At 42.3% G+C, this 26,269-nt stretch carries 20 protein-coding genes; 14 read left to right on the forward strand and 6 right to left on the reverse strand.

Annotated features, from left to right (window positions below; genetic code table 11):
* The first annotated feature begins 91 nt into the window (after positions 1–91).
* From MSMAS_RS06620 to MSMAS_RS06645, 6 genes are all read left to right on the forward strand, one after another.
* Positions 92–625, forward strand: coding sequence for a tRNA (cytidine(56)-2'-O)-methyltransferase (locus MSMAS_RS06620; RefSeq protein WP_011032040.1), 534 nt, complete (start codon positions 92–94; stop codon positions 623–625).
* A 358-nt stretch (positions 626–983) separates the two neighbouring features.
* Positions 984–1,400, forward strand: coding sequence for a hypothetical protein (locus MSMAS_RS06625; protein WP_226987658.1), 417 nt, complete (start codon positions 984–986; stop codon positions 1,398–1,400).
* A 255-nt stretch (positions 1,401–1,655) separates the two neighbouring features.
* Positions 1,656–2,165: a shikimate kinase gene (locus MSMAS_RS06630; RefSeq protein ID WP_048036607.1), complete on the forward strand. Its 510-nt coding sequence runs from the start codon at positions 1,656–1,658 to the stop codon at positions 2,163–2,165.
* Between the two features lie 454 nt (positions 2,166–2,619).
* Positions 2,620–2,898 carry an ACT domain-containing protein gene (locus MSMAS_RS06635; protein ID WP_011032036.1) on the forward strand — a complete coding sequence of 93 codons (279 nt, stop codon included), beginning with the start codon at positions 2,620–2,622 and terminating at the stop codon, positions 2,896–2,898.
* Between the two features lie 26 nt (positions 2,899–2,924).
* A complete protein-coding gene (locus MSMAS_RS06640; RefSeq protein WP_011032035.1) occupies positions 2,925–4,286 on the forward strand; it encodes a PFL family protein in 1,362 nt (453 codons plus the stop codon).
* Between the two features lie 459 nt (positions 4,287–4,745).
* Positions 4,746–5,900 (forward strand): hypothetical protein, encoded by a 1,155-nt coding sequence (locus MSMAS_RS06645; protein ID WP_015410849.1) that lies wholly within the window; start codon positions 4,746–4,748, stop codon positions 5,898–5,900.
* Positions 5,901–6,051: 151 nt separating this feature from the next.
* Here the strand turns inward: MSMAS_RS06645 and MSMAS_RS06650 are convergent, their stop codons facing one another.
* Positions 6,052–6,948, reverse strand: a complete 897-nt coding sequence (locus MSMAS_RS06650; protein ID WP_011032033.1) for a hypothetical protein — start codon at positions 6,946–6,948, stop codon at positions 6,052–6,054.
* A gap of 505 nt (positions 6,949–7,453) precedes the next feature.
* Between MSMAS_RS06650 and MSMAS_RS06655 the strand changes: the two genes are divergently transcribed.
* Entirely contained in the window at positions 7,454–8,071 is a 618-nt protein-coding gene (locus MSMAS_RS06655; RefSeq protein ID WP_080503008.1) for a phosphoribosyltransferase, read from the forward strand.
* A 457-nt stretch (positions 8,072–8,528) separates the two neighbouring features.
* Here MSMAS_RS06655 and MSMAS_RS06660 read toward each other — a convergent pair whose 3' ends face one another.
* From MSMAS_RS06660 to MSMAS_RS06670, 3 genes are all read right to left on the reverse strand, one after another.
* The gene (locus MSMAS_RS06660; RefSeq protein WP_230625189.1) at positions 8,529–9,239 is read right to left on the reverse strand and encodes a metallophosphoesterase family protein; all 711 of its coding nucleotides are present in this window, start codon (positions 9,237–9,239) and stop codon (positions 8,529–8,531) included.
* A gap of 653 nt (positions 9,240–9,892) precedes the next feature.
* Entirely contained in the window at positions 9,893–10,153 is a 261-nt protein-coding gene (locus MSMAS_RS06665; RefSeq protein WP_011032030.1) for a hypothetical protein, read from the reverse strand.
* A 226-nt stretch (positions 10,154–10,379) separates the two neighbouring features.
* Positions 10,380–10,790: a plastocyanin/azurin family copper-binding protein gene (locus tag MSMAS_RS06670; protein WP_015410847.1), complete on the reverse strand. Its 411-nt coding sequence runs from the start codon at positions 10,788–10,790 to the stop codon at positions 10,380–10,382.
* Positions 10,791–11,307: 517 nt separating this feature from the next.
* Between MSMAS_RS06670 and aspS the strand changes: the two genes are divergently transcribed.
* The 3 genes from aspS (at position 11,308) to thsA (ending at position 15,573) form a co-directional block, all read left to right on the forward strand.
* A complete protein-coding gene (aspS, locus tag MSMAS_RS06675; protein ID WP_011032028.1) occupies positions 11,308–12,642 on the forward strand; it encodes an aspartate--tRNA(Asn) ligase in 1,335 nt (444 codons plus the stop codon).
* Positions 12,643–12,754: 112 nt separating this feature from the next.
* The gene (gene rpiA / locus MSMAS_RS06680) at positions 12,755–13,459 is read left to right on the forward strand and encodes a ribose 5-phosphate isomerase A (RefSeq protein WP_011032027.1); all 705 of its coding nucleotides are present in this window, start codon (positions 12,755–12,757) and stop codon (positions 13,457–13,459) included.
* Between the two features lie 476 nt (positions 13,460–13,935).
* Positions 13,936–15,573, forward strand: a complete 1,638-nt coding sequence (thsA, locus tag MSMAS_RS06685) for a thermosome subunit alpha (RefSeq protein WP_048045829.1) — start codon at positions 13,936–13,938, stop codon at positions 15,571–15,573.
* 196 nt (positions 15,574–15,769) lie between these two features.
* On the opposite strand, the gene MSMAS_RS06690 is transcribed toward thsA, so the two are convergent.
* Positions 15,770–16,438, reverse strand: coding sequence for a DUF2119 domain-containing protein (locus MSMAS_RS06690; protein ID WP_011032025.1), 669 nt, complete (start codon positions 16,436–16,438; stop codon positions 15,770–15,772).
* Positions 16,439–16,454: 16 nt separating this feature from the next.
* Positions 16,455–17,147: a S4 domain-containing protein gene (locus tag MSMAS_RS06695; protein ID WP_015410842.1), complete on the reverse strand. Its 693-nt coding sequence runs from the start codon at positions 17,145–17,147 to the stop codon at positions 16,455–16,457.
* Positions 17,148–17,569: 422 nt separating this feature from the next.
* Between MSMAS_RS06695 and MSMAS_RS06700 the strand changes: the two genes are divergently transcribed.
* The 4 genes from MSMAS_RS06700 (at position 17,570) to MSMAS_RS06715 (ending at position 26,121) form a co-directional block, all read left to right on the forward strand.
* Positions 17,570–18,505 carry a bile acid:sodium symporter family protein gene (locus MSMAS_RS06700; RefSeq protein ID WP_011032023.1) on the forward strand — a complete coding sequence of 312 codons (936 nt, stop codon included), beginning with the start codon at positions 17,570–17,572 and terminating at the stop codon, positions 18,503–18,505.
* A 556-nt stretch (positions 18,506–19,061) separates the two neighbouring features.
* A complete protein-coding gene (locus MSMAS_RS06705) occupies positions 19,062–20,774 on the forward strand; it encodes a hydantoinase/oxoprolinase family protein (protein ID WP_048046383.1) in 1,713 nt (570 codons plus the stop codon).
* Entirely contained in the window at positions 20,771–22,315 is a 1,545-nt protein-coding gene (locus MSMAS_RS06710; protein ID WP_011032021.1) for a histone deacetylase family protein, read from the forward strand. The genes MSMAS_RS06705 and MSMAS_RS06710 overlap by 4 nt, the downstream gene beginning before the upstream one ends.
* Positions 22,316–22,962: 647 nt before the next feature.
* Complete coding sequence (locus MSMAS_RS06715) at positions 22,963–26,121, forward strand: NosD domain-containing protein (protein WP_048046384.1); 3,159 nt, start codon at positions 22,963–22,965, stop codon at positions 26,119–26,121.
* The last annotated feature ends 148 nt before the right edge of the window (positions 26,122–26,269 follow it).

Here is a 26,269-nt window from a genome sequence, read left to right on the forward strand (position 1 = left end):
TATTTCTGTAAGAACAATTTTCTCTTTTTTTCTTTTTTTCAATGAAAGCTCAGTGAAACCCTTTAATACCTTGTCAGGGTTTTAGCCGGACATGAAGAGAATTGTATTACTGCGCCTGGGGCACCGCCCTGAGAGGGACAAGAGGATTACCACACACGTTGGCTTAACTGCCAGGATGCTTGGAGCTGAAGGCATGCTTCTTGCTTCTGATGACTCCGGGATTGTGCAGAGCCTTGAAGATGTGGTCAGGCGCTGGGGTGGAAACTTTTACATTAAAAATAATGTCAGCTTTAAACAGGAAATCAGAAACTGGAAAGAAGGAGGAGGTAAAGTCTGCCACCTTTCCATGTACGGAGTCAACCTTCCGGATCTTGCTGACGAGCTTAAAAAGTGCGACAAATTAATGATTGTTGTGGGTGCGGAAAAAGTCCCTCCCGAAATTTACCAGCTCGCTGACTGGAATGTGGCCGTGGGAAGCCAGCCTCATTCCGAAGTTGCGGCAGTTGCAATTACAATGGACAGAATCGCCGAGGGTGAGCCTCTTGAAAAAGAGTTTCCGGGCGCTGAACTGACAATTGTCCCTGCCGAAAGGGGCAAACATGTAATCGAAAATGCCGGGGAATGAAACGGGTTCAGCAGGTCATGACAGCAGCTTCTCGATTTTTATCTTTTATATTTTTGACTCTATGTTTTGTTACGAATATTTAGAAAAGTGTTAAATATAAGTTCGTCCTAGGATAGATGTCTACAGGCAGTTATTCCTCCTGCTAACGTCAGGGCCCGGATTTTTCCGTTTTTGTTCCCGCCAGTAGGGGCTGGCAGGTGTGATTTCATCACGGATCCGGAGAATTGATTTTTTTTCGATTGAGGGGTACATGCTGGCAAACTTTTCAAGTCAGACGCTTTATTTGCCAGGCATCCCTCTATTTTTTCCTCTTTTTTGAAATATAGATACATTCAAATAATATTAAAATGTAAGACTAATGACTCATATGGATCTGGTAGCGCGGGAAATTAATTTATTAGCAGGATCTGTGCTTCTTTTTGTAGTTCTGGCTCTATTTTTTCATTTTTACAAAATCAGGCTGCTCTCTCATTCCCTCAGGCTCTGCAACTGGATCTGCGGGATGGCAATCAGTTCTGACAGCCCCTGGGTCAAAATGTTTGTTCTTCACCTTGTGTTTTTCATAAGGTTTCTTATGTACCTTGCAATTATTTCTCTTGAACAGGTGGATAAGCTTACAACCAGAAGCCTTTTCAGGCATTATATCTCAGGCAGCAGAATTGTTCTCCTTGAGTATATGTCTGCATTCACTCATTCGTCCAGTGAAATTGAAAAAAATATTTATAGTCGGAACTTCCAGGCTGCAGGCAGAACAGAACAGTTTATCAAAAAATAATTTCCTGGAATTCCATATAACATTTTATGCCCGATGCTTTTTTTCTCAATTTTCGTAAGTATGGACTAATTATTTCTGATATGCGTGAAGTATTTTTAGTACGTCCTATGAATTTTCTTTTTCTTTAAAATATTCACGTTGTATCTTTTATATAGCAGAAGATTATATTCTGTCCTGAAATTATGGACTGCCGATCTTCATATCTGGAATTTTCGGCGTCTTGTTCTTGATTTTATGGGCAGGAAGCGTGTGGTAATGAACATAACATTAATCGGTATGGCAGGAGCGGGGAAAAGTACCATAGGAAAAGCGCTTGCAAAACGTCTGGATTATACTTTTATTGATGTTGACCGTTTGATCACAGATAGAACTGGAATGCCCCTCCAGGTACTCATTGATAAACAGGGCGATTCTGCTCTTCTCAGATTTGAGGAAGAAGCTATTCTGGGTCTTGGGCAGGTGGATAACTGTATTATTTCCCCGGGAGGGAGCGTAATTTATTCCGAAAAATCCATGGTCTACTTAAAAAACATCTCAAAAGTTGTCTTTCTGGACGCTTCTTTCAGGAGCATCGCAAGGCGAATACCGAATGCAAGAAGAAGAGGTATAGTGGGCCTGAGGGATAGAAGCCTTAAAGAACTATTTGAAGAAAGGCTGGTTCTGTATAATAAATACGCTGATTTCTCCGTAAAAATCAGGGGAAAGGAAAATATTCAGGGGATTGTAGATCGAGTGATCAGGCTCTGTTTTATGGTGGAATCCTGATTTGAGCATTAATTTTTCCTGAATAAGAGACTGATCCTGTTTTGTTTGTTTTCCATTCATTTCTATCTGTTTTCATACATTATTATATATTATTATACATTATTATATATTTCACATATTATTATATATTTCACATATTATTATATATTTCACATATTATTATATATTTCACATATTATTATATATTTCATATATTTTTGTGCATTTTTATCTGTCTTCATATGTTTTTATCTATTTTCATATAATTTTATATAATTTCATCCATTTGTTTAGCTGAGACGATCAACACATGTATCGGTCTGAACCTTCTGCTTTAACAGTTTTATACCAGCATGGAGTTTCTACTCTAACAGTTTACTTTATTATCTATCAGGTCTTCAATCTCGACAAAATTCTTTGCTTACAGTTTTCATACACCGACCTGCAGACAAGCAGGCTTATCAGGAGATATTTCATGACATCAAGCCGTTTTATTATCACGGTCATTGGCAGTGACAGAGTAGGAATTGTTGCCAGGATCACCACTGTAATGGCCAGTTACAACGTGAATATTGTCGACATCAGCCAGACCATCATGCAGGGCATCTTTACAATGATTATGCTCGCAGAAGCCCCGAAGGAAAACTTTGACCTTGCAGCTTTCCAGCAGGCTATGGACGCCGAAGGCAAAAGCCTTGGAGTTGAGGTCAAAGTTCAGCATGAAGACGCTTTCCGTTTCATGCACAGGATCTGATTTTTCAGGAAGGGAGGATTTTTTTCATGCTTATAAACCCTAAAGAAATCCTGGAGACAATCCAGATGGTCAGGATGGAACATCTGGACATCAGGACCGTTACCATGGGGATCAGCCTCAGGGACTGCAGCCACCCTGATATTGAGATATTTAACGAAAATATCTACGCGAAAATAACCTCGCGGGCAAAAGACCTTGTCCGGACGACAAATGAAATCCAGAGCCTTTACGGGATCCCTATCATCAACCGCAGGATTTCTGTGACCCCCATAGCGATAGCAGCAGAAAGCTGCAGGTCTCGGGACTTTGTATCTATTGCAAAGACGATGGACGAAGCTGCAAAAGAAGCAGGTGTCGATTTTATCGGCGGGTTCAGTGCCCTTGTCCATAAAGGGGAAACTGGCGGGGACCTGAAATTAATAAATTCCATTCCTGAAGCTCTTGCATCTACAGAAAAGGTCTGCTCGTCCGTTAATGTTGCAACCACAAAGGCGGGAATTAACATGGATGCAGTCGGACTTATGGGAAAAGTAATCAAAAAGACTGCGGAACTGACCTCTGACAGAGATGGGATAGGCTGTGCTAAACTCGTGGTTTTTGCAAATGCTCCTGATGACAACCCTTTTATGGCAGGAGCTTTTCACGGAATTGGGGAACCCGAATGTGTAATTAATGTGGGCGTAAGCGGGCCTGGCGTGGTTAACGCAGCTGTTTGCGAGCTCGAAAACCCTGACCTCACGGAGATTTCCGAGACAATCAAAAGGACAGCCTTTAAAATTACGCGTATGGGAGAAATGGTCGGAAGAGAGGTCTCAAGAAGGCTCGGCGTTGAATTCGGGATTCTCGACCTTTCGCTTGCTCCAACTCCGGCGATCGGGGACAGTGTTGCAGCAATTCTGGAAGCTATGGGCCTTGAACGGTGTGGAGCCCATGGCACGACTGCAGCCCTTGCACTTCTTAATGATGCCGTAAAAAAAGGAGGAGCAATGGCTTCTTCTTCAGTGGGAGGTCTCAGCGGGGCTTTCATTCCTGTAAGTGAAGATGCAGGCATGATTGAAGCGGTAAAAGCCGGAGCTCTCTCTCTTGAAAAACTCGAAGCCATGACCTGTGTCTGTTCAGTCGGGCTTGACATGATAGCAGTCCCGGGAGATACTCCTGCAACTACCCTTTCTGCAATCATTGCTGATGAAATGGCTATAGGGGTAATAAACAAAAAGACAACAGCAGTCAGGGTGATTCCAGCACCCGGAAAAGAAGTTGGGGATTCTGTGGAATTTGGCGGGTTGCTCGGCAGTGCCCCTGTTATGCCTGTAAGCAATTTCAGTTCAGAAACTTTCATAAAGCGGGGAGGAAGAATTCCGGCTCCTATCCAGTCATTGACAAACTGAAATATTGTCCTTAAAATTGAATCCACTCTGGCAGGTAGCTCTTCAGTATGTTCTCATGAACCAGCATATTCCGACTTCATAAGAATATGCTGGTTCAGTTTTCATGTATTTGTTTTTTAGAGTGACCTTTTTCATTTCAACTATTCTTTCATCTCATCTATTTTTTCATCTCACCTATTTTTTCATTTCACCTATTTTTTCATCTTAACTATTTTTTCATTTCACCTATTTTTTCATCTTAACTATTTTTTCATCTTAACTATTTTTTCTTTCCAACTATTTTTCCAATACCTTCAAAATTAAACGTTATAAAAAAACTATTGTAGATAGAAAAATTTTTTACCTATCAAACTGTTTACTTATTGATATTGTTTTATTTGTGTCCTCGATTTTTAAAGTCACAGGACGCCTCAAAAACGGGCTTCAATAACAGGAATAAGAAACAGAGGAGAGAGTTATTTGAACCCGAAGTATCTTAAAATAGTGATTTTGTCGCTCCTTTTAATTTGCTTTACAGACGTATCAGGAGCGAAACCGAGCAGCGGGCATTCAGGAAATACAGGATTTCCGGACTACACTGAAGGCGCGCAATACGATACTGATTTCGATGCCAGCTTTATGTCGGAATGGTGGTACCAGAATGGGGATATGAGGCTTGTTGGGGAAGATGGAGATGTGAAAAATCTTGCTTTTTTTACCGTACTTGTTCACCAGGAATCTCCAACGTTTTTTTATGATTCAAAATCAGATACGCAGCTTTCGAATATGGTAACTTTCTATGGGCTTTATCCTTATGGGGAGGAGCCTTCTGACAACTATACCCTGGTTTTTGTGCCGAGGGATGAAATAGAAACCTATATCGGGTTTCATAAGCCATACCTTGATTTCACTTACCCTGAAGGTTTAAGGAAATTTTACGGTTCGGCGTTTAAAGGATACAATCTGGATTACGCTTACGACAACGTTCAGTTGGACCTGTTTTTCAAACCTCTCGCAGAAAAAACGATCGACAGTGCAACAGATCCCGTCAATTTTACCACATACGAATATGCTTATGGAAAACTTCACGGCAGTGTTATGCTTGACGGCAAAAAATATAGAGTTACGCAGGCTGACGGGTACTTTGACCACATGACCCCCTATACAAGGGACCAGCCTGTATGGGAATGGGAGCTTCATGGGTGGAGCTGGTCAGAACTTACAACTGACAGTTATCAGACTGTGTTCTATGGGGTAAGAGGATCTGATGGGTGTGATGATTATGAATATAAGCACCTGACCCTGATAGACAAAAATAAAGGTAAGGTAATTGCAGAATACTCAGGTGACGAAGTAATCATCAGCGAAAGTGACTGGACAGAAGCGAAAGTCAAAGAGCAGACCGTGGAAAGACCAGCCAGCCTTCAAATATCGGCTCCTGACCTGAATATCTCCATAAATGCAGAAAGTGTTATCCAGCTTGATAGGTCATCTCAGGAAGAGCCTGTGGGATTTGTTGATTTCATGTCTTTCCAGCCCGATGAGGCAACAATTGAGTACAGGGGTGATCTTGAACAGGGAAGCGCCTTCTATGAATATATGGTTTCTGACCGGGTTATTTTCCCGCCGCAGTAAATACGGTGCAGGTTTACAGAAATAAGGTTCTGAAGGCAAGTTCACATGGTCTTGAATTTTCAGGGGATTTTCCCCCTTTTCATATTTTTGTCCTGAAATGCGGCACCTCTCATTAATTCTGACCGGGCATGTTATCACGGCAGTCCAGGAATTATTTCGCATTCACCCACAGTGACCTCATAATTTCTCTTATTTCTTCTATTTTCTTTATACTTTCTTCATTATTTATAACATCAAAATCGTTAAAAGTCTCAAGTGCAACCTTTGCTGCAATTGAGGCACCATTAAGGTACCTGTTGCCTGCGCTGCCCACAATTGTCTGGAGGGCTGAAGCAGCCTGAAAAACGGCACTTTCCATTTCCTCTTCCTCCGCGCTTTTTCCTATCTCTTCGATAGAAGATGCTATGCTTCCCGTAGCGTTCTGGAGGCTTTCCTCCATAGCCGCTGCAGCCATTTCTTCCAGCATAATCTCTGCTCCGATGGCAGCTTCTTCAAGCATTTTCTGAGCAGCCAGCTTTCCGGTGTCTCCGAGGCAGGAGACACATATGGCAGCGTTTTCCGAAGCATCGGAAAATTTCGTTCTGGCAGCCGCTTTTCCGATCTCTCCAAGCCCTATTGTAACCGCGATAGCTTCCTTTTCTCTGTTCATGAGAGCTGCCGTATTTCCGCTTTTCCCGAGCATTGACGCTGCTAGCTTTGCAACCGTTTCCAGGTGCTGTTCCATAGCCGTTTTTCCTATTGTTCCGAAGGAGAGCAGGACCTTGACAGTCGTATTTTCCATATTTTGCTTCATCGAGCACTGGAGTATTTTATCCAGAGACCTTATAGCACTGACTGCCGCATTTTCCATTCCCTGAAGGGCAGCAGCCTTTCCTATCTCTTTTATGGAAGCTACCGTTTGCTCGGCTTCCAGTTCCTTTCTCTCATTGAGGTAGCCTTTGCCTATCTCTGTCAGAGAGGCAAGAGCCCGGCTTACTCCTTCGTCAAACCCTTCATCGATGAAAGCCAGACCTTCCTGAATTATGCTATTGTGATCTTTTGAAAGCATAGCTTTGAAGCTCCTTTTCGACAGTATAGCCTCTATTCCACAATCTTCTGCTTCTTATACTGCAGCCACTTTTAAGACGCAACTTTTACTATAATAGCTGCTTAAAATATTCTCTTTTTTATTTCATTTGTTATAGTTCTGCCAGAAAATTAAATATAATAAGGTGTCAGAAAAACAGGAATTATAAGATGAGATCTAAGTTTGTTCTTCCTGAAAAGTCCTTATTTCATGAATTCTCCTGTTTCTCCCTTATTTGCCATATCTGTTTGCTTTCCCTCACTCAAATATTTTCAGGTAATAATATGTATTTTCATGTATAATATTGATCCCATCTTTACAACATCGATACGGATGGTAAATAAAATAACAGATAAAACGATATTTTATGTGAAGAAAGAAGGCGGTTTATCTGAGTAGAGAAAAAGCACCCAGGAAATCAACCTTTTCTCCTGCAGAAAAGAGATCTTTTAAGTGTGAGCTTATAAGCTTTGAAGATGTTTACCGCATTTCCAGGCTTCTTGCCCGGAAAATCAAGGCTTCAGGATACAAACCCGACCTTATAATTGCTATAGGAAGGGGAGGATATGTCCCCGGAAGGCTGGTTTCTGACTTCCTGCTTTTCAGTGACCTGACCTCCATAAAGGTCGAACACTATCTAAGAGGTGCTGAAATGAAGGCAGAAGCGAGAATTCGATTTCCTCTCTCAGTTGATATCAGCGGGAAAAAGGTGCTTATTGTAGATGACGTAACCGATACCGGAGATACCCTGAAGCTTTCTATCGGTTATGTGCAGAGCCTGAACGCTTCTGAAATCAGAACTGCGGTTCTGCAGCACAAAACATGCTCTTCTTTTGTTCCGGATTTTTATGGCCAGAAGATCATCAGGTGGCGCTGGATCATTTATCCCTGGGCTCGTTATGAGGATCTGGCAGGTTTTACCAAAAGGATTCTTGAAGATGGGGCTCTTGATGTCTCCCGGATAATATATGAGCTTAAAGACAGGCATGGTCTTGAGGTAGGGGAAAAAGAAATCCTTGAAATACTGCATGACCTGGCTGAGAGAAAAGAGATCGAGAAAACTGAAGTGGATAATCTGGTTAAATGGCAGGTCAGGATGAAATAAAATAGTAAAATTGTTTTATCTGTCTTCCATGAAAGGTTTTTGCTTTTTAGCTGGCAAATCCTATGTTTTGTTCAATAAACCTTTACTTATTTTGAAAAATATATATTTTTTATCATAACTTATATGCAGGTCCGAAAAATAAAGAAAAATTGTTATCCTGAAAATATCACGATCCGGAGGTTCTCAAACTGTCATATATTCTTTTTTGAAGATACCCTCCGCAATTAAAAATGGCAGTTTTTCAAAAGCTGTGCATTTAAGAATTTAAAGGAGAAATGAGGAAATTAGAGGAGTAATCAAAAAATTAGAGGAATACTAAGGAGTTTAAGGGAGGAACAGGCAAATTAAAGGAAAAATAAGGAATTTAAGGGAGGGATAAGGGAATTAGGGGAAAAAGGGGAGAAATTGGAGGAAAAAGGGAGGAAATTGGAGGAAAAAAGGAGGCGCTTTAAACACCTCACATCACTGTTTCTGTAATAAATTCAATATTTCCTTGAGGGAAAACCCTTGAAACACGGACTTTCCAGCCGCCGTCTTCAATTTTTTCAGATTCTCCATTTCCGTTTTTCTCGCTGTTCTCTGCCTGGATCAGATTAAAGCACTGAGTGGTTTTGCCTCTGGTCTTGGAAGAACAGAAAGTTCCCGCGTTTACAACAAGCATGTTGTTCAGGTTCCATACATGCGGAATGTGGCAGTGCCCACAAAGTACAAGGTTTACCCTGCATTTGTTCAGGAGGTCAAGTACATCTCCGGCATCGACAAGGACAGTATTTTCCCTGCCGGCAAGAGGAATAGGGACAAGGTGATGGTGCAGGGCAAATACCTTGAAATTTTCTCCTGAAAAAGCTTCTTTGATCCAGCCATAATTTTCCCTTCCCAGATGGCCGTCATCAATGTCAGGTTGAGAGGAATCAGCTCCCACAATAGTCATATTTCCAAGGTTCCGGGTCTGGAACCGGTTTTCGAAAAGATCTTCAAAGTGCAGATATCCGGCGTTTTTGGAGTCGTGATTTCCAGGGACAAGGACCCTGTTTTTGCACTCGATCCTGTCAATAAACATCTTTACTCCATCATATTCGGCTGAAAACCCGTTTTCTGTCAGGTCGCCTGTAATTACAACAATGTCCGGATTCAGCTGGTTTATGCTTTGCAGCATGGATTCGGCAATTTCCGGGACAAAGTACGCTTCCGAATAATGAATATCTGATAGGTGTACAATCTGTATAATTTTCTATTCCCTCTTTTATAGTGAAATTTCTAATACTTATTATATTCAGAACCTCTGAATTCAGTCCTATTATATATACCTATCTGATAAAACTACATATTTTCAAAAATCTAATTATAATTTATTAAAAATGCTAGAATTGAGGCTTAATCCTTTTTTAAGCAGTATAGGTATTTACTTAATTTACATTCATGTAGAATATGCAGCAAAAGGTCATATAATAATTTCCAAAATCTGTTCAGTTTTATTTTCTATTCAATCTCAGGGCGCGAGTCAAATACTGACATGGAATAAAATTTCTCGAAAAAAGAATTTTTTTGGGTTGACTAAAATCAAATTTGATACCTATTTCAGGATCTGGTGTTTAGGAAGACGTGTAAAAACCCCTGAGCTAAAGACTCAGGTTTTACGCTTCGTTATATAAATATGAATTAAATAAGGATGAATCAGCTAAATACAAAAATTTTAAGTTGTTTCCCGATAATTAAAACCGATAATTAAAAAATAGGGTTCAATTCGGGACGCCTCTTAATTTGACAGTATTTTTGGTGTGTTTTTTCCTCAAAAAGGATTTTTTAGAGGTCCTGAGAGCATCAGTCATTTGGATACAGGCAGACATAGTGTTTAATTATCTCACCGTTTTTGTTTTCCTCATACTGGAGGGCATAGAGCCATCCTTTCCAGACAATTTCATCTTCAAAAATCATGTCTGGCTTCCAGTCCTTCGGTACTATCCCGGTTGCTATAAAGGAATCAATATTATGAAGTATTTTTGTTACCCCTTCCTCTTTCATTGTCTTTGTCGGCGCACTTTTACACGCCGGATCAATCTCACTGATATCTACTTCACCCATTGTCAGTCACACTCCTTTATCATAGGGTTGTTTATGACCCAATAAAAACTCTACGTCCTATCCATATATAATCCTCTGAGAGCCATCAAACAAGTTTGGAAAGTAAAAAAATAAAACTTCAGGAGGGGAGTTCTGTCAAGTTATAAAAGATCAGAATGTGGATTAATGCTGTCATTTTCCTTATCGATTTTTTATTTCACTGATTCATATAAGGAACTCTTCGTATTCAGGCCCCTACAGTTACTTCCCCTTCCATCCAGGGGTGTACTGAACAGATATACGGGTAAGTTCCTTCCTCTTCAAAAGTATAGATAAATTTCTCTCCTTTCTGAAGGTAATCTGATTCAATACCCGAACCCACCACGTCATGAAGGACAGTATCGTTATTAGTCCACATTACAGTCTGCCCAATTTTTACAGTAATATTCTGGGGTATATATGTATAGTTCCTTATCTCTACGTTAGCTATATCAGATTTTGCTCCACTGGAAGTTTCCTCGGCTCCTACCGCTCCCCCTTTATCCACTTCCTCTAAAGGTATAGAAGGTTCGGGTTCATCCGAACCCTCATTCTCAACACAACCCGCAACAAAAAACACACCAAGAATTATTAAAAAAATTAATATTTCCTTTCTCATACTATTTTTCTCCTCTTAACCTCACAGCCTTTATGCCTGTATCCCATTTTGGCCCTTTATTTATTTCTTTTCTGATTTTTATCTCTTTAATCCAGTCCTAAAACCTGAACTTAATCATCTGTAAATCAACCTTCTCAGGCATAAAATAACTCCTCGACCACAACCACGTCTTCAAAATCAAACCAACAATTCAGTAAACTACTCCGGGAGAAACAAAAGCATTACCAATCCCATAGTCGTCCCTCTGGATTTCAGCCTACGATGCAACTGCAAATTAGTCCTTTTAAGGTCAACTCATACTGTTTCTCTATAAATTATATTTTTAAGCTCAACTCATATTGTTTCTTTATAAATCAGTCCTCTTGAGCGAGCGAAGCGAGCGAAAAGGACCTCGTGCTCCCGAAGCGAAATTCGGGCGGTGCAACAAATACATTAATAATGAGTTATGACTATTCACCTACGTTTCAGCTTCATTCTTATATTTACGTTTAATTTATCCCCTAATTAAGGTGAATTTATGTCTTTAGCAAATCTCAGAACGCATTATACAGCCGATGTCAGACCGGATAAGGTTGAGAACGGTCAGAAAGTAACCCTTGCAGGCTGGGTCCATGAGGTCAGAGACCTCGGAGGGATCTGTTTTGTCGTGCTCCGGGACAGGGAAGGAAAGGCTCAGGTCACACTTGTAAAGAAAAAGATCGATAAAGATCTCTTTGATGCAGCCAGAAGGCTCGTTCGCGAGTCCGTAATTTCCGTGACCGGCTCTGTCAAGTTTGAAGAAAAAGCACCGAACGGCTATGAACTTCTCCCTGACGAGATCAATGTCCTGAACGTCTCAGGTTCTCCTCTTCCAATGGACACCACCGGAAAGGTTGAAGCAGAACTCGACACAAGGCTTGACTCCCGCTTCATCGATCTGAGAAGAGCAGAGACAACTGCGGTCTTCAAGATAAGACACGAATCCCTCCGGGCTATAAGGGAATACTTTGTAAAATACAACTTTATAGAAACCGCAACTCCAAAGGTCGTTGCTACAGCAACAGAAGGCGGAACTGCCCTTTTCCCGATAACCTATTTTGACAGGGAAGCTTTTCTCAACCAGAGCCCACAGCTTTTCAAGCAGATCCTTATGAGCGGCGGGTTTGACAGGGTCTTTGAAATAGGGCCGATTTTCAGGGCAGAAGAACATGATACACGCAGGCACTTAAACGAAGCCACTTCTATTGACGTGGAGGTCAGTTTTGCAGACCATTTTGATGTAATGGAGCTCCTGGAAAACCTTGTGGCTTATGTTTACACGCGAGTGATCGAGAACTGCAAATCCTCCCTTGAAGTTCTCGGGGTTGACCTGAAGGTTCCTAAGACTCCTTTCCTCAAGCTCACCTATGATGAAGTGATAGAGATAATAAACAGCCGCTGTGAAGAGAAAATGCACTGGGGAGATGACCTGGGCACACTTGGAGAGCACACCGTCGGAGACCACGTTTACGAGACCACAGGTGAGTCCCATTACTTCATTATCGACTGGCCCACGGAAATCAAACCTTTCTATGCCATGCCTTACGAAGACAGGCCTGAATTCAGCAAGTCCTTTGATATGATGCACCGCACAATGGAGCTCTCTTCAGGAGCCCAGCGTATTCACATCCCTTCCCTGCTTAAGAACAGGATTGAGTCCCAGGGTTTAAACCCTGATGGTTTTGAGTTCTACCTCAAAGCTTTCGAATTCGGGATGCCTCCGCATGCAGGATGGGGAATGGGCTGTGAACGTTTTGTCATGACCATGCTGGGGACCGAGAATATCCGGGATACCGTACTCTTCCCGAGGGACAGGAGAAGACTTTCTCCCTGATCCCCTCCAATTTTTCATTTAAACTTGGAAGGACTTACTGTTTCTGAAAACATCTGTTGAATATGTTAACTTTTTCAGTTAACTTTTTTAGAGCTGAAAGGCGGAAAACAATATGACGGAAAGAAATACTTCTACTGATTCTCCGGAAAAACGGGCGGCAGGAATTGCTGCGGCAGGGCTTGTCAGCTCAGGGATGGTTGTAGGGCTCGGTACGGGTTCGACAGTTGCATATACTATAAAAGAGCTGGGGCGCAGGGTAAAGGAGGAAGGCCTCGACATCCTCGGGGTTGTTACCTCCTACCAGTCCGAAATGCTGGCAATAGATGCCGGGATAAGGCTTACCACCCTTTCTCAGGACCCTGAACTGGATATTGCAATTGACGGAGCTGACCAGATAGACTCCAACCTTTATACCATCAAAGGAGGCGGGGCTGCTCATACAAGGGAAAAGATCGTTTCCGTGTCTGCAAAAAGGTTTGTAGTAGTAGCCGACGACTCTAAAACCAGTACGCAGCTTGATAAGCCTGTGCCTGTTGAAGTCCTTCCCTTTGCAAAAGAACCTGCAGTGAACAGGATCCGGAAACTTGGGGGAGAACCCAGACTCAGGTCTGCCGTAAAAAAAGACGGTCCCGTTATAACGGATAATGGAAACTTTGTTCTTGATGTCGAATTTGGCGTTATAAAAGATCCTGAGGCTCTTGCCCTTCAATTGTCTGCGGTTCCGGGAGTTGTTGAACACGGAATTTTTAGTAATGTTGATGAACTTTACATAGGGAAAAAAGACGGGTCCGTAAAAATTATATCCAGACAGAAGTGAAGGGTTTCGCGGGCAAACTAATAATTAATTTGCTGAATTATTCTGGTTAATTTGCTGAATTATTCTAGTTAATTTGCTGAATAATTCGTAATTAATTCGCTGAATTAATAAAGAGCCCGCAGCTAAGAGCCGAAAAAGCTGATAAAAACCTGATATCTTAAAGGCAGCGTTCTCTCTTAATATCTTCTTTTAAAGATTGATTCAGTGAGACGAAGAATACTGTCTTTTTTACTTCAAAGGATAACAGTAAGCGGAAACAGCATTCATTTTGTAAAATAACAGGCCTGACCGGTATATTTTTATAGAAGTATTATCAGTTATTTCCTGATAAATTACTACCTGCAAGTCAAAGAAATTGCGCAAAATAAAGTGTCTGGTTTCGAGATTTCAGATTAAGAAACCGAGCCGGAATGTCTTTCGCATTATCAGTTATTTGTCCTTCAATTCATACCATTATTTCAGGAGGTTTCGTTCAGATGGATAAAGGTGGCCAGCCAGTCTTTATAATAGATCCGAGAAAGGAACAGACAAAGGGAAGAGACGCACTCAGCATGAACATTGCAGCCGCAAAGGCAGTAGCAAACATAGTTAAGAGTACGCTCGGACCCCGGGGAATGGACAAGATGCTTGTAAACCCTCTGGGAGATATCACCATCACCAACGATGGTGCCACTATCTTACATGACATGGACATCGAGCATCCTACAGCCAAGATGATTGTGGAAGTTGCCCAGTCTCTGGAAAATTCTGCAGGAGACGGGACAACAAGCGCTGTTGTGTTCACCGGTGCCCTGCTGGAAAAAGCGGAAAGTCTTATTGAAAAGGGTGTCCACCCGGCGGTAGTCGTTAAAGGTTACAGGCTTGCAGCAGAGAAAGCTGTTGAGGTTTTTGAGAAGCTTGCAGTCCCAGCAAAAGAAAGGGAGCTGCTTATCAAAGCTGCCAGGACATCCATTACTGGCAAGGCTTCTGAAAAATACAGCAATTTGATTGCAGAAATCTGTGTGGACGCAGTTCTTGCAATTCATGAGGACGGAAAAGCCGACCTTAAACATGTCATCCTTTCTAAAGATGTCGGCGGGCTTGTTGAAGACACCGAATTCGTGGAAGGCATTGTGATTGACAAGGTTGCTCTTGATAAAAAAGCCCCTCTGAAGATCGTAAACCCGAATATCGCGCTCATTGATGCTCCTATGGAGACTGCAAAGACAGCAAACAAAGCCAAGCTCCAGATCAGCACTGTAAGCGATATCGAAAATTTTGTGAAGCAGGAAGATGCAGCCCTCTTTGAAATGGCGGATTACATAATCAGGGCAGGGGCAAATGCAGTCTTCTGTTCCAAGGGCATGGATGACAAGGTTGCAGCTTACCTCCAGAACAGGGGCATATATGCAACCCGCAGGGTGAAGAACGAAGACATGCAGCACCTTGCAGATGCTACGGGAGGAAGGCCTGTCAGAAATATAAAAGAACTTACTGAAAAAGAACTCGGGCATGCAGGGCTCCTTGAGCAGGACAGGGATGACGAGCAGGGCAAAACCTACCTCAGGGACTGCAAAGGTGCAAAATCAGTCTCAATCGTTCTCCGCGGAGGAACAGAGCACGTTGTGGACAACCTGGAAAGGGCAGTTGATGACGCTCTCAAGGTTGCCAAATGCGTCGTTGAAGATGGCATGGTAGTTGCTGGCGGCGGGGCTTCGGAAATGGAAGTTGCGCTCTCTCTCCGTTCTTATGCTTCCAGTGTAGGCGGACGTGAACAGATGGCAATTGCAGCTTTTGCTGAGGCTCTTGAAGAGATCCCGAGAACGATTGCAAGAAATGCAGGCCTTGACACCATTAATACCATCGTGAACCTGCGTGCAAAACACGCTGACAACAAAAATGCAGGTTTGAACGTCCTTACGGGCGCTGCCGAAGATATGCTCGAAAAAGGCATCATCGACCCCCTGAGAGTGAAGGTCAATTCCATCAAAGCAGGGTCAGAAGCTGCGACAATGGTGCTCCGTGTGGACAGCATGCTCCGCGCCCAGCGTACGGATATGCAGGACGTCAAACCCGAGCACAGGGCAAGCACCTATGAAGGGATGTCTGCACCTGCACTAAACATGCACAGATAAACCTGAATCTTATTAAGCCGGATTCTTTTTCAGTTTAATAATTGAAAAAGAATCTACCTGTTTATTCGGGCAGGCTGCAGAAAAAACTGCAGCTTACTCTTTTTTCTTCGGGAGTTCCTTCTCAGAAATGATTTAACTCTCTTATATTACTTCCAGATAAATTCTCATTTCTGTAAATTCTCATTCCGGCAAATTTTCAGATTTCCCCGTAAAATTGGCGGTAATCTTCGATAGCTTTCTTTGCCTGCTCAGGAAATTCCTTTTTCAGGTATTCGATGAACCCTTCCCTTGATTCTGCCTCTTTAAGAACCTCAAGAATACCGGCTACAAACTCCCCTGACCTGAAATTCTCTTTCTGAATCTCAAAAGAGAGGCAAAGAGCTTCTTTTGGGAAATACTTCTTCCGGATCCAGGGAGAAACCGAACCCAGCAGAACTCCTTCTTTCAGTACGCTGTAAGCAGGAACTCCGATTCTATCCATCCTGTCCCTTCCTGAGAGTTTCTCAAAATTCTCTCCGGAATAGGAGTGAAGTTCAATATAGATTTGAGGTTTCAGGGATTCAACGGCTTCAAGTATGCCTTTTCCCATTCCGGGATAGTAATCCGGGTCAAGAGTTGAGATATATTTTCCTCTTTTTACGAGAGGGATCAATGCAAGAGTCCCTTTTTCAGGTGGCTTTATTTCCAGAAGGATTTCTGTTGTGTCTTTCCATTCGTCTCCGTGAAGCCCTGCGACAAAAAGTCGGACAGGTTTTCCGTGCCCATAGATTTTCAGTCCGGTTACATCAGGGTACACACTTTCAACGCATATATCCGTACAGCTGGCTTTTTCCGGAGAGGAGTCGACTTTTTCTTCAGCAGCCATCCGTTTTAATTCCTTTTTATTCGTTTTCTTCAGTTGACTCTTTTCCTTCGAGGAAAGGTCTTTTTGCAACCACATAAATTTCCTGTTTTTCCGAGCTGAGTACCTGCTGTATTTCAAGTCCCAGATTCTCTATCCTGCTCAGGATAGGTTTCGGGTTTTTCTTTTTTGGGATTTTTATTACCTGAAGCAGCCTTCCCCCTTCTTTCAGGAGAGGAAGCATTCTGGAAAGGGCTTTAATCGAGTCCTCGGGTTCGAGAGTCATGTCTGACAGGATAACATCGACAGGTTCCTCAGAGAGCTCTTTAAGAGGTATTGTAAACACGTCCCCGAATATTATTTCCACATTTTCCCGTTCATATGCGATTTTTCCAAGCTCGCTCCTGAAATCCCTGCTGAACTCTATGCCTTTTACATGGTCTGCAATCTCGGAAGCAAAAAGGAGAAAACCGCCTGCACTTGACCCGAGGTCAAGAACCCTGTCTCCGGGTTTAAGGACCCCGCTTTCTTCCTGAACATATTTGAGTTTGAAGTATCCCTGCGGCTGGTCCAGGCCTTCGGCAACTTCTATTGTATCATCAATTGAGACGTCTCTTGAGACTTTTGTGACCGCAATGCCATTAACTTTAACTTTTCCGTCAAGAATTGCAGTCTTTGCTCGTCCCCTGGACTTGAAGTGTCCCATCTCTACAAGGTATGCATCCAGTCTCATGGGGCATTGTATCGCAGAGCCTGTATATATAGGTAGCAAGTAGAAAAAGATAATAAATAAGAAATTCAGGAAAAATCTCTTAATAAATAGAGCTTAAAGAACCGTTTTCCGGAAGGATGATCAAAATCTTACAGTTCCTTTAAAGCCCGCAATTTTTTAAAATTATAGAATCTGTTTAATAACTTGAGTTTTTTAAAACCCTGATTTTTTTAAAATCCTGATTTTGTTATAAACCTTGCAGTTTGTTTAAAACTCATATTTTTCTTTTTAATCGTAACTAGAATGGAATTTTCCTGCTGTTTATGCAATTTCGAAATTAATTACAACTTTATTATTTATTGGGAATATATAGATATTTATTTAAATAACAATCTTATTTAGTTTATAACTCAAACGTCTGTTGATGAGACGGTGTACAAAAAATGCTTAAAAAGTTTACTTCGTTATTTCCCTTATGGGCGGTGCTTCTATCTGCAGTAGCATATTTATATCCTGAATATTTTGCTCCCCATAATAATCTCATAGTACCTTTTTTAAGCCTGATAATGCTGGGAATGGGAGTTACACTTTCAGTTGACAGTTTCCTTGAAGTCCTGAAGCGGCCTCATGTGGTTTTACTGGGCACCCTTATGCAGTATACCCTTATGCCTCTTGCTGCATGGGCAGTCTCCATCGCTTTAAATCTGCCTGCAGACCTTATGGCGGGTGTGATCCTGCTTGGATGCTGTCCGGGTGGCACTGCTTCAAACGTTATCTGCTACCTTGCAAAAGGCGATGTTGCACTTTCAATAGTGCTTACGTCCGTATCCACCATGATTGCCTTTCTTGCAACTCCGTTTCTTACCTGGCTCTTTATAGGGCAGACCGTGGAGGTCGACGTTACAGGCATGCTTGTAAGTGTGATAAATATCGTAGTTTTACCTGTAGCGCTCGGGCTTGCTATCAATTATTTCTTTGAATCACGAATAAAGGCGGTCAGGGACGTTTTTCCTGCCATTTCAGCTGCTGCCATAGTAATAATTATTGCCATAATTATAGGGACAAATAGTGAAAACCTTGAACAGAGCGGTCCCTTAGTTCTTCTTGCTGTGATTCTGCATAATGGTCTCGGGCTTGCAGGAGGCTACGGGGCTGCAAAAGCTCTGAAATTCAGTGAGAAAGAGGCAAGAACCATTGCAATCGAGGTGGGAATGCAGAACTCGGGCCTCAGCGTTGCTCTTGCGATAAAACATTTCACTGCTGCGGCAGCTCTGCCGGGTGCTATTTTCAGTATCTGGCATAACCTGTCCGGAGCTTTCCTTGCAGGGCACTGGTCGAAAGAAACAGAATTTGATCGCGATAAACATGAGATCTCCTGAAATAACGGAAATCTCCACCAAGAGGTTGGGGTGAGACCTGAAAAGGTTTCACACTGAGGTAAAAGAACAAGGGTTGGAGACAAAAGGAAAAGTTCAGAGGAGCCCGAAAGTTCTCTGGACTTTTTCTTTATTCACTCCAGAACTCTCAGATTTCTCTTCGGGAGGACGGCGCCCTTTTATTTCTTAATTCTTACTGGATTTATTGATTCACGCTTTTTTATAGCATTAAGGTTGTACCGTGATTATAAGCTTTAGTCTGGTTTGCAGGAGGCTGCATTTCCCTGCGCATAAAATGGCATAAAAATACAGGTATCCGGACATCAGACAGAATAAGTACATCCCGGATATTTTCGGGGTTATTCCCTAATAAATATCCTGCAGATTTTTTACAGGACTGCGAATATGGAAACAAAGTAAACACTTTATGGAAACAAAGTACACACTTATTTCTATACCTAAATCTATTGAAACTGGCTACAAGCCACATTTATTATAAATTTATTAAAGTGAAATAATTGAAGATATATTCATTCAGGTGAGGATAGGCGAATTGTGAATGCTAATAGGAATTGATGTAGGGGGCACCACCACGGATGCGGTGCTTATAAGAAACGGAGAGGTATACAGCACAGCCAAGGTTCCCACGGAGCCGGGAGACCTTTTGAAGTCTCTTCTCGGTGCCCTTGATGAGGTTAGCAGAGGAGTTCCCCCGGAACAGTTTGAGAGGGTGGTGTTCAGTACAACTGTAATAACAAACCTTATTGCAGAGGGTAAAACCGAGAGGGTAGCTTTACTGCTCATCCCGGGCCCTGGAGTTAACCCCGCAAGTTACGTTTTTCCCGACAGTTTCTGTATTAAAGGAGCTATGGATTACAGGGGAAGGGAAATACAGCCCATAGACGAGGAAGAGGTTCGGGAGAGTGTAAGCCGGATAAGAGATCAGGGCTTTTTAAGGGTCGCTGTGGTAAGCAAATTCGGGCAGAGAAACCCTTCTCATGAACTCAGGATAGAAGAAATCATCAGGGAAATGCACCCGGACTGTAAAGTGGAACTCGGGCATAAAGTTTCAGGCAAACTGAATTTCCCAAGAAGGGTCGCTACTTCTATGCTGGCATCCGCTACAGGAGAGCATTACCAGAACTTCGTTTCTGAGATCAAAAAAGCCCTGGAGGAAAGAAAAATCCGGGCTCCTGTCTTTATCCTTAAAGCTGATGGAGGGACTCTGCCAATTGAAAAATCAGTGGAACTCCCTGTGGAGACTATTTTTTCAGGTCCTGCTGCAAGCACGATAGGAGCCCTTGCCATTACCCCTGAAGGGCAGACATCCGTTGTGGTGGATATAGGCGGGACGACTACAGACATTGCCCTTATCCTCTCTGGAAAACCGCTTATCGCTTCCAAAGGTGCCAGGCTGGGAGATTTCCTGACCCATGTCCGGGCTTTTGCTGTCCGCTCGATAGCTGTAGGAGGAGACAGCATTGTAAGGGTTAAAGAAACAGACAGTGGGCTCAGGACGATAAGCATAGGGCCTGAAAGGGTGGGTCCGGCTTACTGCATGGGAGGAAAAGAGCCAACCCCTACGGATGCTTTGAGAGTTCTCAGGCTTGTGGAAGTAGGGGATTCTCAAAGGGCAAATGAGGCAGTATCTTCTGTAGCTTCCAGCCTTGGTAAATCTGTACTGGAAACCGCGTCCCTTATAGTGGACATAACCGCAGAAATGATTGCACAGGCAGTGAGAGAGATGTTTCTTGAATGGGAACAGGAGCCTGCTTACAGGATATGGGAAGTTCTGCAGAAGAAAAAAGAAAGGCCTGAAAATGTGGTCGGAATAGGCGGCGGGGCAAAGGGACTGATTGCAGGGGTTGCTGAAAAATTGAACGCTAAACCGGTTATTCCCTCCCATTCGGAGGTTGGAAATGCTATCGGGGCAGCCGTTGCAAGGCCTACTCTTACTCTCAACCTGCGCATTGATACCGAGCAGAAGGTCTATTCGGTAGCCGAAGATGGAGAGATTGCAAGCCTTAAATTTACGGATATCGGGAATTTCAACAGGATGCGTTCGGAAGAAGCCGAAACCCTTGCAGCAAAACTTCTCAGGGACCGTGCAAAAAGGTTTGGGATTTTCGAGTACGTGGAAGAAGCCGAAGTTGTTAGCAGCGAAGTTTTTAACATAGTGGAAGGCTGGCTTACTGTGGGGAGGCTTTTTGACGTAAGTATGCAGATCCCGGCAGGCCTCATTCCAGAATGGAGCAGGAGGGAAAAGGCATGAAACTCGGGATCGGGAAGATTAAGGATGTACTCAAAAGCGGAGCCGGAAAAAGTACCGAATCCGGGAGAGAAGAACAAAAAATAGAGGAAATTGAGCCTGATAGGGTGGAGGAAGCTACAATGACTGCAAAAATTTCAGAGCAGGAATCAGAAAATACACCCGACAAGGAACATCTGGTTCCAATGAACAGGACAGAATGTAAAAAAACAGGTCTTATTTTCTTCCCCGCTTTTGACTGGGCAATTTCCCCAACCCACCCGGAAAGGGAGGAACGTCTCCTCTATACCAGGGACCAGATCTTTGAAGAAGGGCTGATGGATCTCCCGCAGATAGCAGAGTACAAGCCGCGTCTTGCAGAGTTTAAGGACATTGCAAGGGTCCATTTCTGTATCCCGGACATAGAAGCTCAGGCTACAACCCCACATCTGATTGCGGCTGGCAGCTGTCTTGTACTTGCCGATGCCCTCATGCGAGGAGAAGTTAAAAACGCTTTCGCCCTCGTCCGCCCTCCGGGCCACCACGCCATGACAGTGGCTCACGGAAACCGTGGTTTTTGCAATATCAATAATGAAGCAATCCTTGTAGAGTACCTGAGAAAAAAATACGGGATCCGCAGGATCGCAATTGTGGACACCGACGTCCATCACGGGGACGGGACACAGGAGATTTTTTACAATGACCCGGACATACTTTTTATTTCTTTCCACCAGGACGGGAGGACACTCTATCCAGGATCCGGTTTTACGAACGAACTGGGAGGCCCGAAAGCCCTGGGCAGGACAATAAATATTCCTCTTCCTCCGGGGACTCCGGATGAGGGCATACTCTACGTTCTTGATTCTCTGGTGATGCCCATCCTCGAGGACTTCAAACCCGAGCTTGTCCTCAATTCTGCAGGGCAGGACAACCATTATACAGATCCTCTCGCAAACATGCGTTTTTCCGCACAGGGCTATGCAAAACTGAATGAAAAACTTGGACCTGATATGGCAGTTCTTGAAGGGGGCTATGCGATCCAGAGTGCTCTGCCTTATGTAAATACAGGAATAATCCTTGCCATGGCAGGGCTTGATTATTCCTGCGTAATGGAGCCCGATTTCAAGCCCGGGATGTTTGTGCAGGCTGCAAGGGACAGGCAGATACTGGAAGGGGTTGTTGCAACCCAGCTGGAAAACTGGAAAAACCGGAACAGGCTTGTAGAAGAAGAGATCGCAAAACATGGGGACTTTTACCGCCGGAAAAAACAGATCTTCTACGATACCGATATGATTCAGGAAGTCCAGGAAGAAACAATCAAAATGTGCCCTGACTGCCAGGGTTATGTAACCATAGACTCGCGTGCTCACAGAAGCATAAACGACACAAGGATATTCGGAGTTTCAGTCCCTATCTATGCATGCAATCGCTGCCAGGCAGAAGCGGAGGAGGAATACAAAAAGAGACTCAAATCTCCAGAATATGAATATGTCTACCTTCAGGATAAGAAAGCAGATGAATACAGGGCATACAATATGAGAACAAAACAGGAGATAGTCTACTGAAAAACCGTTTAAAGCAGCCTGTATAAAGGCCTGCAATAATTTTGAATAAATTTTTTAGAATCACTTTCTTTTTTTAGGATTACTTTCTTTTTTTTAGAATAAATTTCTTTTTTTAGAATCACTTTCTTTTTTTAGAATAAATTTCTTTTTTTTAGAATAAATTTCTTTTTATTACTGTATGTTACTTTTCTTCTTTTTTCTGCACTACAATGTATGCATAGCTCTCTATATCTTTTATTCTTTTTTATTTTAATGTTTATTCGAATTCAATCAAAAACACTTAAAATATATTATTTTTTCTCTTTTAAACTTAATTTATTTTGTTAACGCCGTATATTACCTCCGAATTTATGATTAACTTCACTCTGCAGTATAATTCTCATATATTCAATGCTATAATCTTTAATCTTTATATCAATTGTAATTGAATGCTGATTCCGTCAATATTCTGCTGGATATCCTGTTAATTTTGTCATGGAATGCAGTCTGAATCTTATATCAGTTTTATTTCAATAAAATAACTTCACTCTGCGTAGTCCTATAACTTTATCTCCTCCTAAAAATATTAATTATCACCAATATGTTTATATTGTATTCGCAGTTAATGTCTAACTAATTGTAGGAAGTATCTTTGAAAAATTTCTTCTATGACGGGAGGAATTAGAATAAACAGAATAAGAATTTTAATACTAGCCACTCTCATATTAACATTGAGCTCCTGTGCAGGGGCAGCGGCTGATATTTATGTTAATTCTACGGATTCAATACAGGCTGCTGTTACCGCTGCGAATCAGGGCGATGTTATTATCGTTGACCCCGGAACGTATACGGAAAATGTCGATATAAACGGAAAAACTAACCTTTTAATCAAGTCTTCCGCAGATCCGGCAGATACGGTGATCGCACCTGCTGACGTGAACAAAGATGTAATCACTATACGGAACAGTAATACCATAACAATTCAAGGATTGAATATTACTGGAGCAGGAAACGACAAAGCAGGCATTTATGTGTATAAAAGTAACAACTGTAAAGTTGAGAACAACATATTACACAATGATGCCCTGGGGATATATCTGAAGGGTTCGGATTTTACTCTGGTGCGCAATAACATAGCCACCAAAAACAATAACCCAGGCACGGGCAGAGCTATCAATATTGAACAGTCCAATTACACTGATGTTTTGAGCAACAGTGTCTTGAATCAGAGATATGGAATTTATGTTTCTGATTCCAGAGCTAACAGGGTACTGGAAAATACTGTAAACCTGAGTAGAGACAATGGTATACACGTGCAGTATGCAACAAATATTACTGTCGAAAATAACAGATTAAACTCAAATGGAATGTACGGGATAATTCTGTCAAACTCAAACGAAAACTTCCTGAGAAGTAATAATGTGTTTAACAGTACCAATAATAGTATTGAGGTTTATACTTCTTCAGGAAATGAAATCTCAGATAACATAGTTTCTGACAGCTCTATAGACACGCTCACTCATGGAATTCACCTGAACACTGCATATAATAATGTCCTGAGAAACAATACTGTTTCAAAAAACGACTATGGAATAGCCATGATATATTCCAACAACAATAATGTTGTCAACAATACTGCATCCGATAATAATAGGGGCATTTACCTGGCTTATACGTCAAGCGCAAACACGGTTTCAGGAAATAAGGCGCATTCAAGCTTAAATGGCGGCATAGTTCTCCAGAACTGCAGTAACAACAATATTATCAGCAATGAAGCAACACTGAATACCGGCGGCAGTACCACCAATGGTATTATTCTTGGAGGCGCCAGCAACAATAACGTGTCCAATAATATCGCTTCCGAAAACCGCAGAGGTATTTATATAACCTCAGGATCCAGCGGAAATAAGGTTTCAGGCAATACCTTGAATTCAAATACAGGCCACGGTATTTATCTTGAAAATGCAGGTGCCGATAATAACCTTAGCAGCAATGTTGCCAGTTCAAATGGTGTTTACGGGATTTACCTTGTGAATTCGAACAACACCGCCCTGTTCAACAATACCGCTACAGGCAATTCTAAAGGTATCTATGTAATGACTTCAAACGGGAACACTATCTCTGAAAATGAAGTATATAATAATAATGTAGATGTTGATAACTCAAATGGGATAATGATCTCGCTTTCCAGCAACAACAAAGTTTCAGGAAATAAGGCTTATAATAATCCGTATGGTATTTCTTTGAATTCCTCAACAAACAATAATGTCTCAAGCAATCGTGTATATCTGAACAGCAGAGCCGGTGTGTACTTATGCCGTCAGAGTACTCGTAACCTTATTTTCAATAACTACCTGAATAATTCAGTGAATGCGGACAACAATAACAATCTGAGTACCTGGAACGTAACAAAAACTTCAGGTAGAAACATTGCAGGCGGGTCCAATATCGGAGGAAACTACTGGGCTGATCCTGTGCAGTATAATGACCACTCCCAGATATACAAAAATAATGATGCAGACGGGGACGGCATTATTGACATCATATATGAAGGAGATCAATTAACAGACTATCTCCCGCTTTTAGAAGTTTACCTTGTGCTTCCTGAGGCGGACTTCAGCACCAACGTTACCCAGGGATATGCTCCTCTTACAGTCGAGTTTACCGACCTTTCACAAAATGCAATCGGATGGAACTGGGACTTCGGAGACGGGGCCAGTTCACCCGAAAAGAATACAACGCATACTTACTCGACAGCAGGAAACTATACAGTTACCCTGAGAGCAAATAACCTGAATGGTACAGCTTCAAAGACTGCTGCCATAGCTGTACTGCAGCCTGAACAGGGAGGAAATGGAAGTGCAGTTCTTCCTGTAGCAGACTTTACAGCTAATGTTACCAGAGGATATTACCCCCTTACGGTTCTCTTTACTGACACTTCCCAGAACTCGGTATCAAGGAGCTGGGACGTTAATGGTGACGGAATAGAGGACTCAAATGAAACAAGCTTCGTTTATACGTACAACTTCAGAGGGATTTATACAGCTAAACTGACTGCTTTCAATGCAAACGGCACAACTGAAAAAACCGCTACGATAACTGTAGATAAAGAGAGCAGTGGCGGAAGCAGCGGTGGCGGTGGCGGCGGAGGTTCACCTGAGCCTGCAAAGAACGTCGAAGTAAAAGAGCTCTCACAGGTATTCGTTTCCAACGGAAAAGCCATAAAGTTTGATTTCGCCAAGAATGCAACCTGTGTTTATTACGTGGGCTTTGATTCCAAGAAGACCGTCGGCAAGACCACTACGATTGCCGAGCAGTTGAAAAACAAATCCACACTTGTCTCCAACCTTTCAGATGGAGAGGTCTACAGGTATTTCAATGTCTGGGTTGGAAATAGCGGGTTTGCAAGCTCAAGTAACATCGAGAATCCCGAAATCGGTTTCAAGGTTGATAAATCCTGGGTCACAGACAAAAATATAGATCAGGATTCAATCACTCTTAACAGGTACAGCGACAAAAAATGGGAACAGATCCCGGCCAGCCTGCTGAAAGAAGACAGCAAATACCTGTACTTTACAGCCGATGTTCCGGGATATACTTTCTTCGCGATAACCGGTAAAGCAAACACTTCTCCTGAAAAGACTGTAACTGAAACAGAGGCTGATAAGCCTGCAAATGAGCCTGTCAACTCTGATGACCTTCCAGGAGATGCGGGATTGGAACCTGCTCCGGAATCCGATAAGAAAGAAAACACAGCCATGCCGGGTTTTGAAATTGTTTGCGGAATAGTAAGCCTTTCCGCGGCATTCATGTACAGGCGGAAGTAAAAAACTGAAACGGAAATATAGCAGATTTAATATCAAAAATGACGGATGGAGGTTTTAATCTTCATCCCGTTTTATTTTATTTTTTGTGCATTTTCACATTTTTTGTTTCTGTTTTTCACTTACTTATTTTTATCCTGCTTTTACTCTC

The sequence above is a fragment of the Methanosarcina mazei S-6 genome (assembly GCF_000970205.1).
GTDB lineage: Archaea > Halobacteriota > Methanosarcinia > Methanosarcinales > Methanosarcinaceae > Methanosarcina > Methanosarcina mazei.

Excerpts from the sequence above, each read along its gene's own strand:
- MSMAS_RS06620 (WP_011032040.1), top strand. The coding sequence starts at position 92 with ATGAAGAGAATTGTATTACTGCGCCTGGGGCACCGCCCTGAGAGGGAC.
- MSMAS_RS06625 (WP_226987658.1), top strand. The coding sequence starts at position 984 with ATGACTCATATGGATCTGGTAGCGCGGGAAATTAATTTATTAGCAGGA.
- MSMAS_RS06630 (WP_048036607.1), top strand. The coding sequence starts at position 1,656 with ATGAACATAACATTAATCGGTATGGCAGGAGCGGGGAAAAGTACCATA.
- MSMAS_RS06635 (WP_011032036.1), top strand. The coding sequence starts at position 2,620 with ATGACATCAAGCCGTTTTATTATCACGGTCATTGGCAGTGACAGAGTA.
- MSMAS_RS06640 (WP_011032035.1), top strand. The coding sequence starts at position 2,925 with ATGCTTATAAACCCTAAAGAAATCCTGGAGACAATCCAGATGGTCAGG.
- MSMAS_RS06650 (WP_011032033.1), bottom strand. The coding sequence starts at position 6,948 with ATGCTTTCAAAAGATCACAATAGCATAATTCAGGAAGGTCTGGCTTTC.
- MSMAS_RS06665 (WP_011032030.1), bottom strand. The coding sequence starts at position 10,153 with ATGGGTGAAGTAGATATCAGTGAGATTGATCCGGCGTGTAAAAGTGCG.
- MSMAS_RS06670 (WP_015410847.1), bottom strand. The coding sequence starts at position 10,790 with ATGAGAAAGGAAATATTAATTTTTTTAATAATTCTTGGTGTGTTTTTT.
- aspS (WP_011032028.1), top strand. The coding sequence starts at position 11,308 with ATGTCTTTAGCAAATCTCAGAACGCATTATACAGCCGATGTCAGACCG.
- rpiA (WP_011032027.1), top strand. The coding sequence starts at position 12,755 with ATGACGGAAAGAAATACTTCTACTGATTCTCCGGAAAAACGGGCGGCA.
- thsA (WP_048045829.1), top strand. The coding sequence starts at position 13,936 with ATGGATAAAGGTGGCCAGCCAGTCTTTATAATAGATCCGAGAAAGGAA.
- MSMAS_RS06690 (WP_011032025.1), bottom strand. The coding sequence starts at position 16,438 with ATGGCTGCTGAAGAAAAAGTCGACTCCTCTCCGGAAAAAGCCAGCTGT.
- MSMAS_RS06695 (WP_015410842.1), bottom strand. The coding sequence starts at position 17,147 with ATGAGACTGGATGCATACCTTGTAGAGATGGGACACTTCAAGTCCAGG.
- MSMAS_RS06700 (WP_011032023.1), top strand. The coding sequence starts at position 17,570 with ATGCTTAAAAAGTTTACTTCGTTATTTCCCTTATGGGCGGTGCTTCTA.
- MSMAS_RS06705 (WP_048046383.1), top strand. The coding sequence starts at position 19,062 with ATGCTAATAGGAATTGATGTAGGGGGCACCACCACGGATGCGGTGCTT.
- MSMAS_RS06710 (WP_011032021.1), top strand. The coding sequence starts at position 20,771 with ATGAAACTCGGGATCGGGAAGATTAAGGATGTACTCAAAAGCGGAGCC.
- MSMAS_RS06715 (WP_048046384.1), top strand. The coding sequence starts at position 22,963 with ATGACGGGAGGAATTAGAATAAACAGAATAAGAATTTTAATACTAGCC.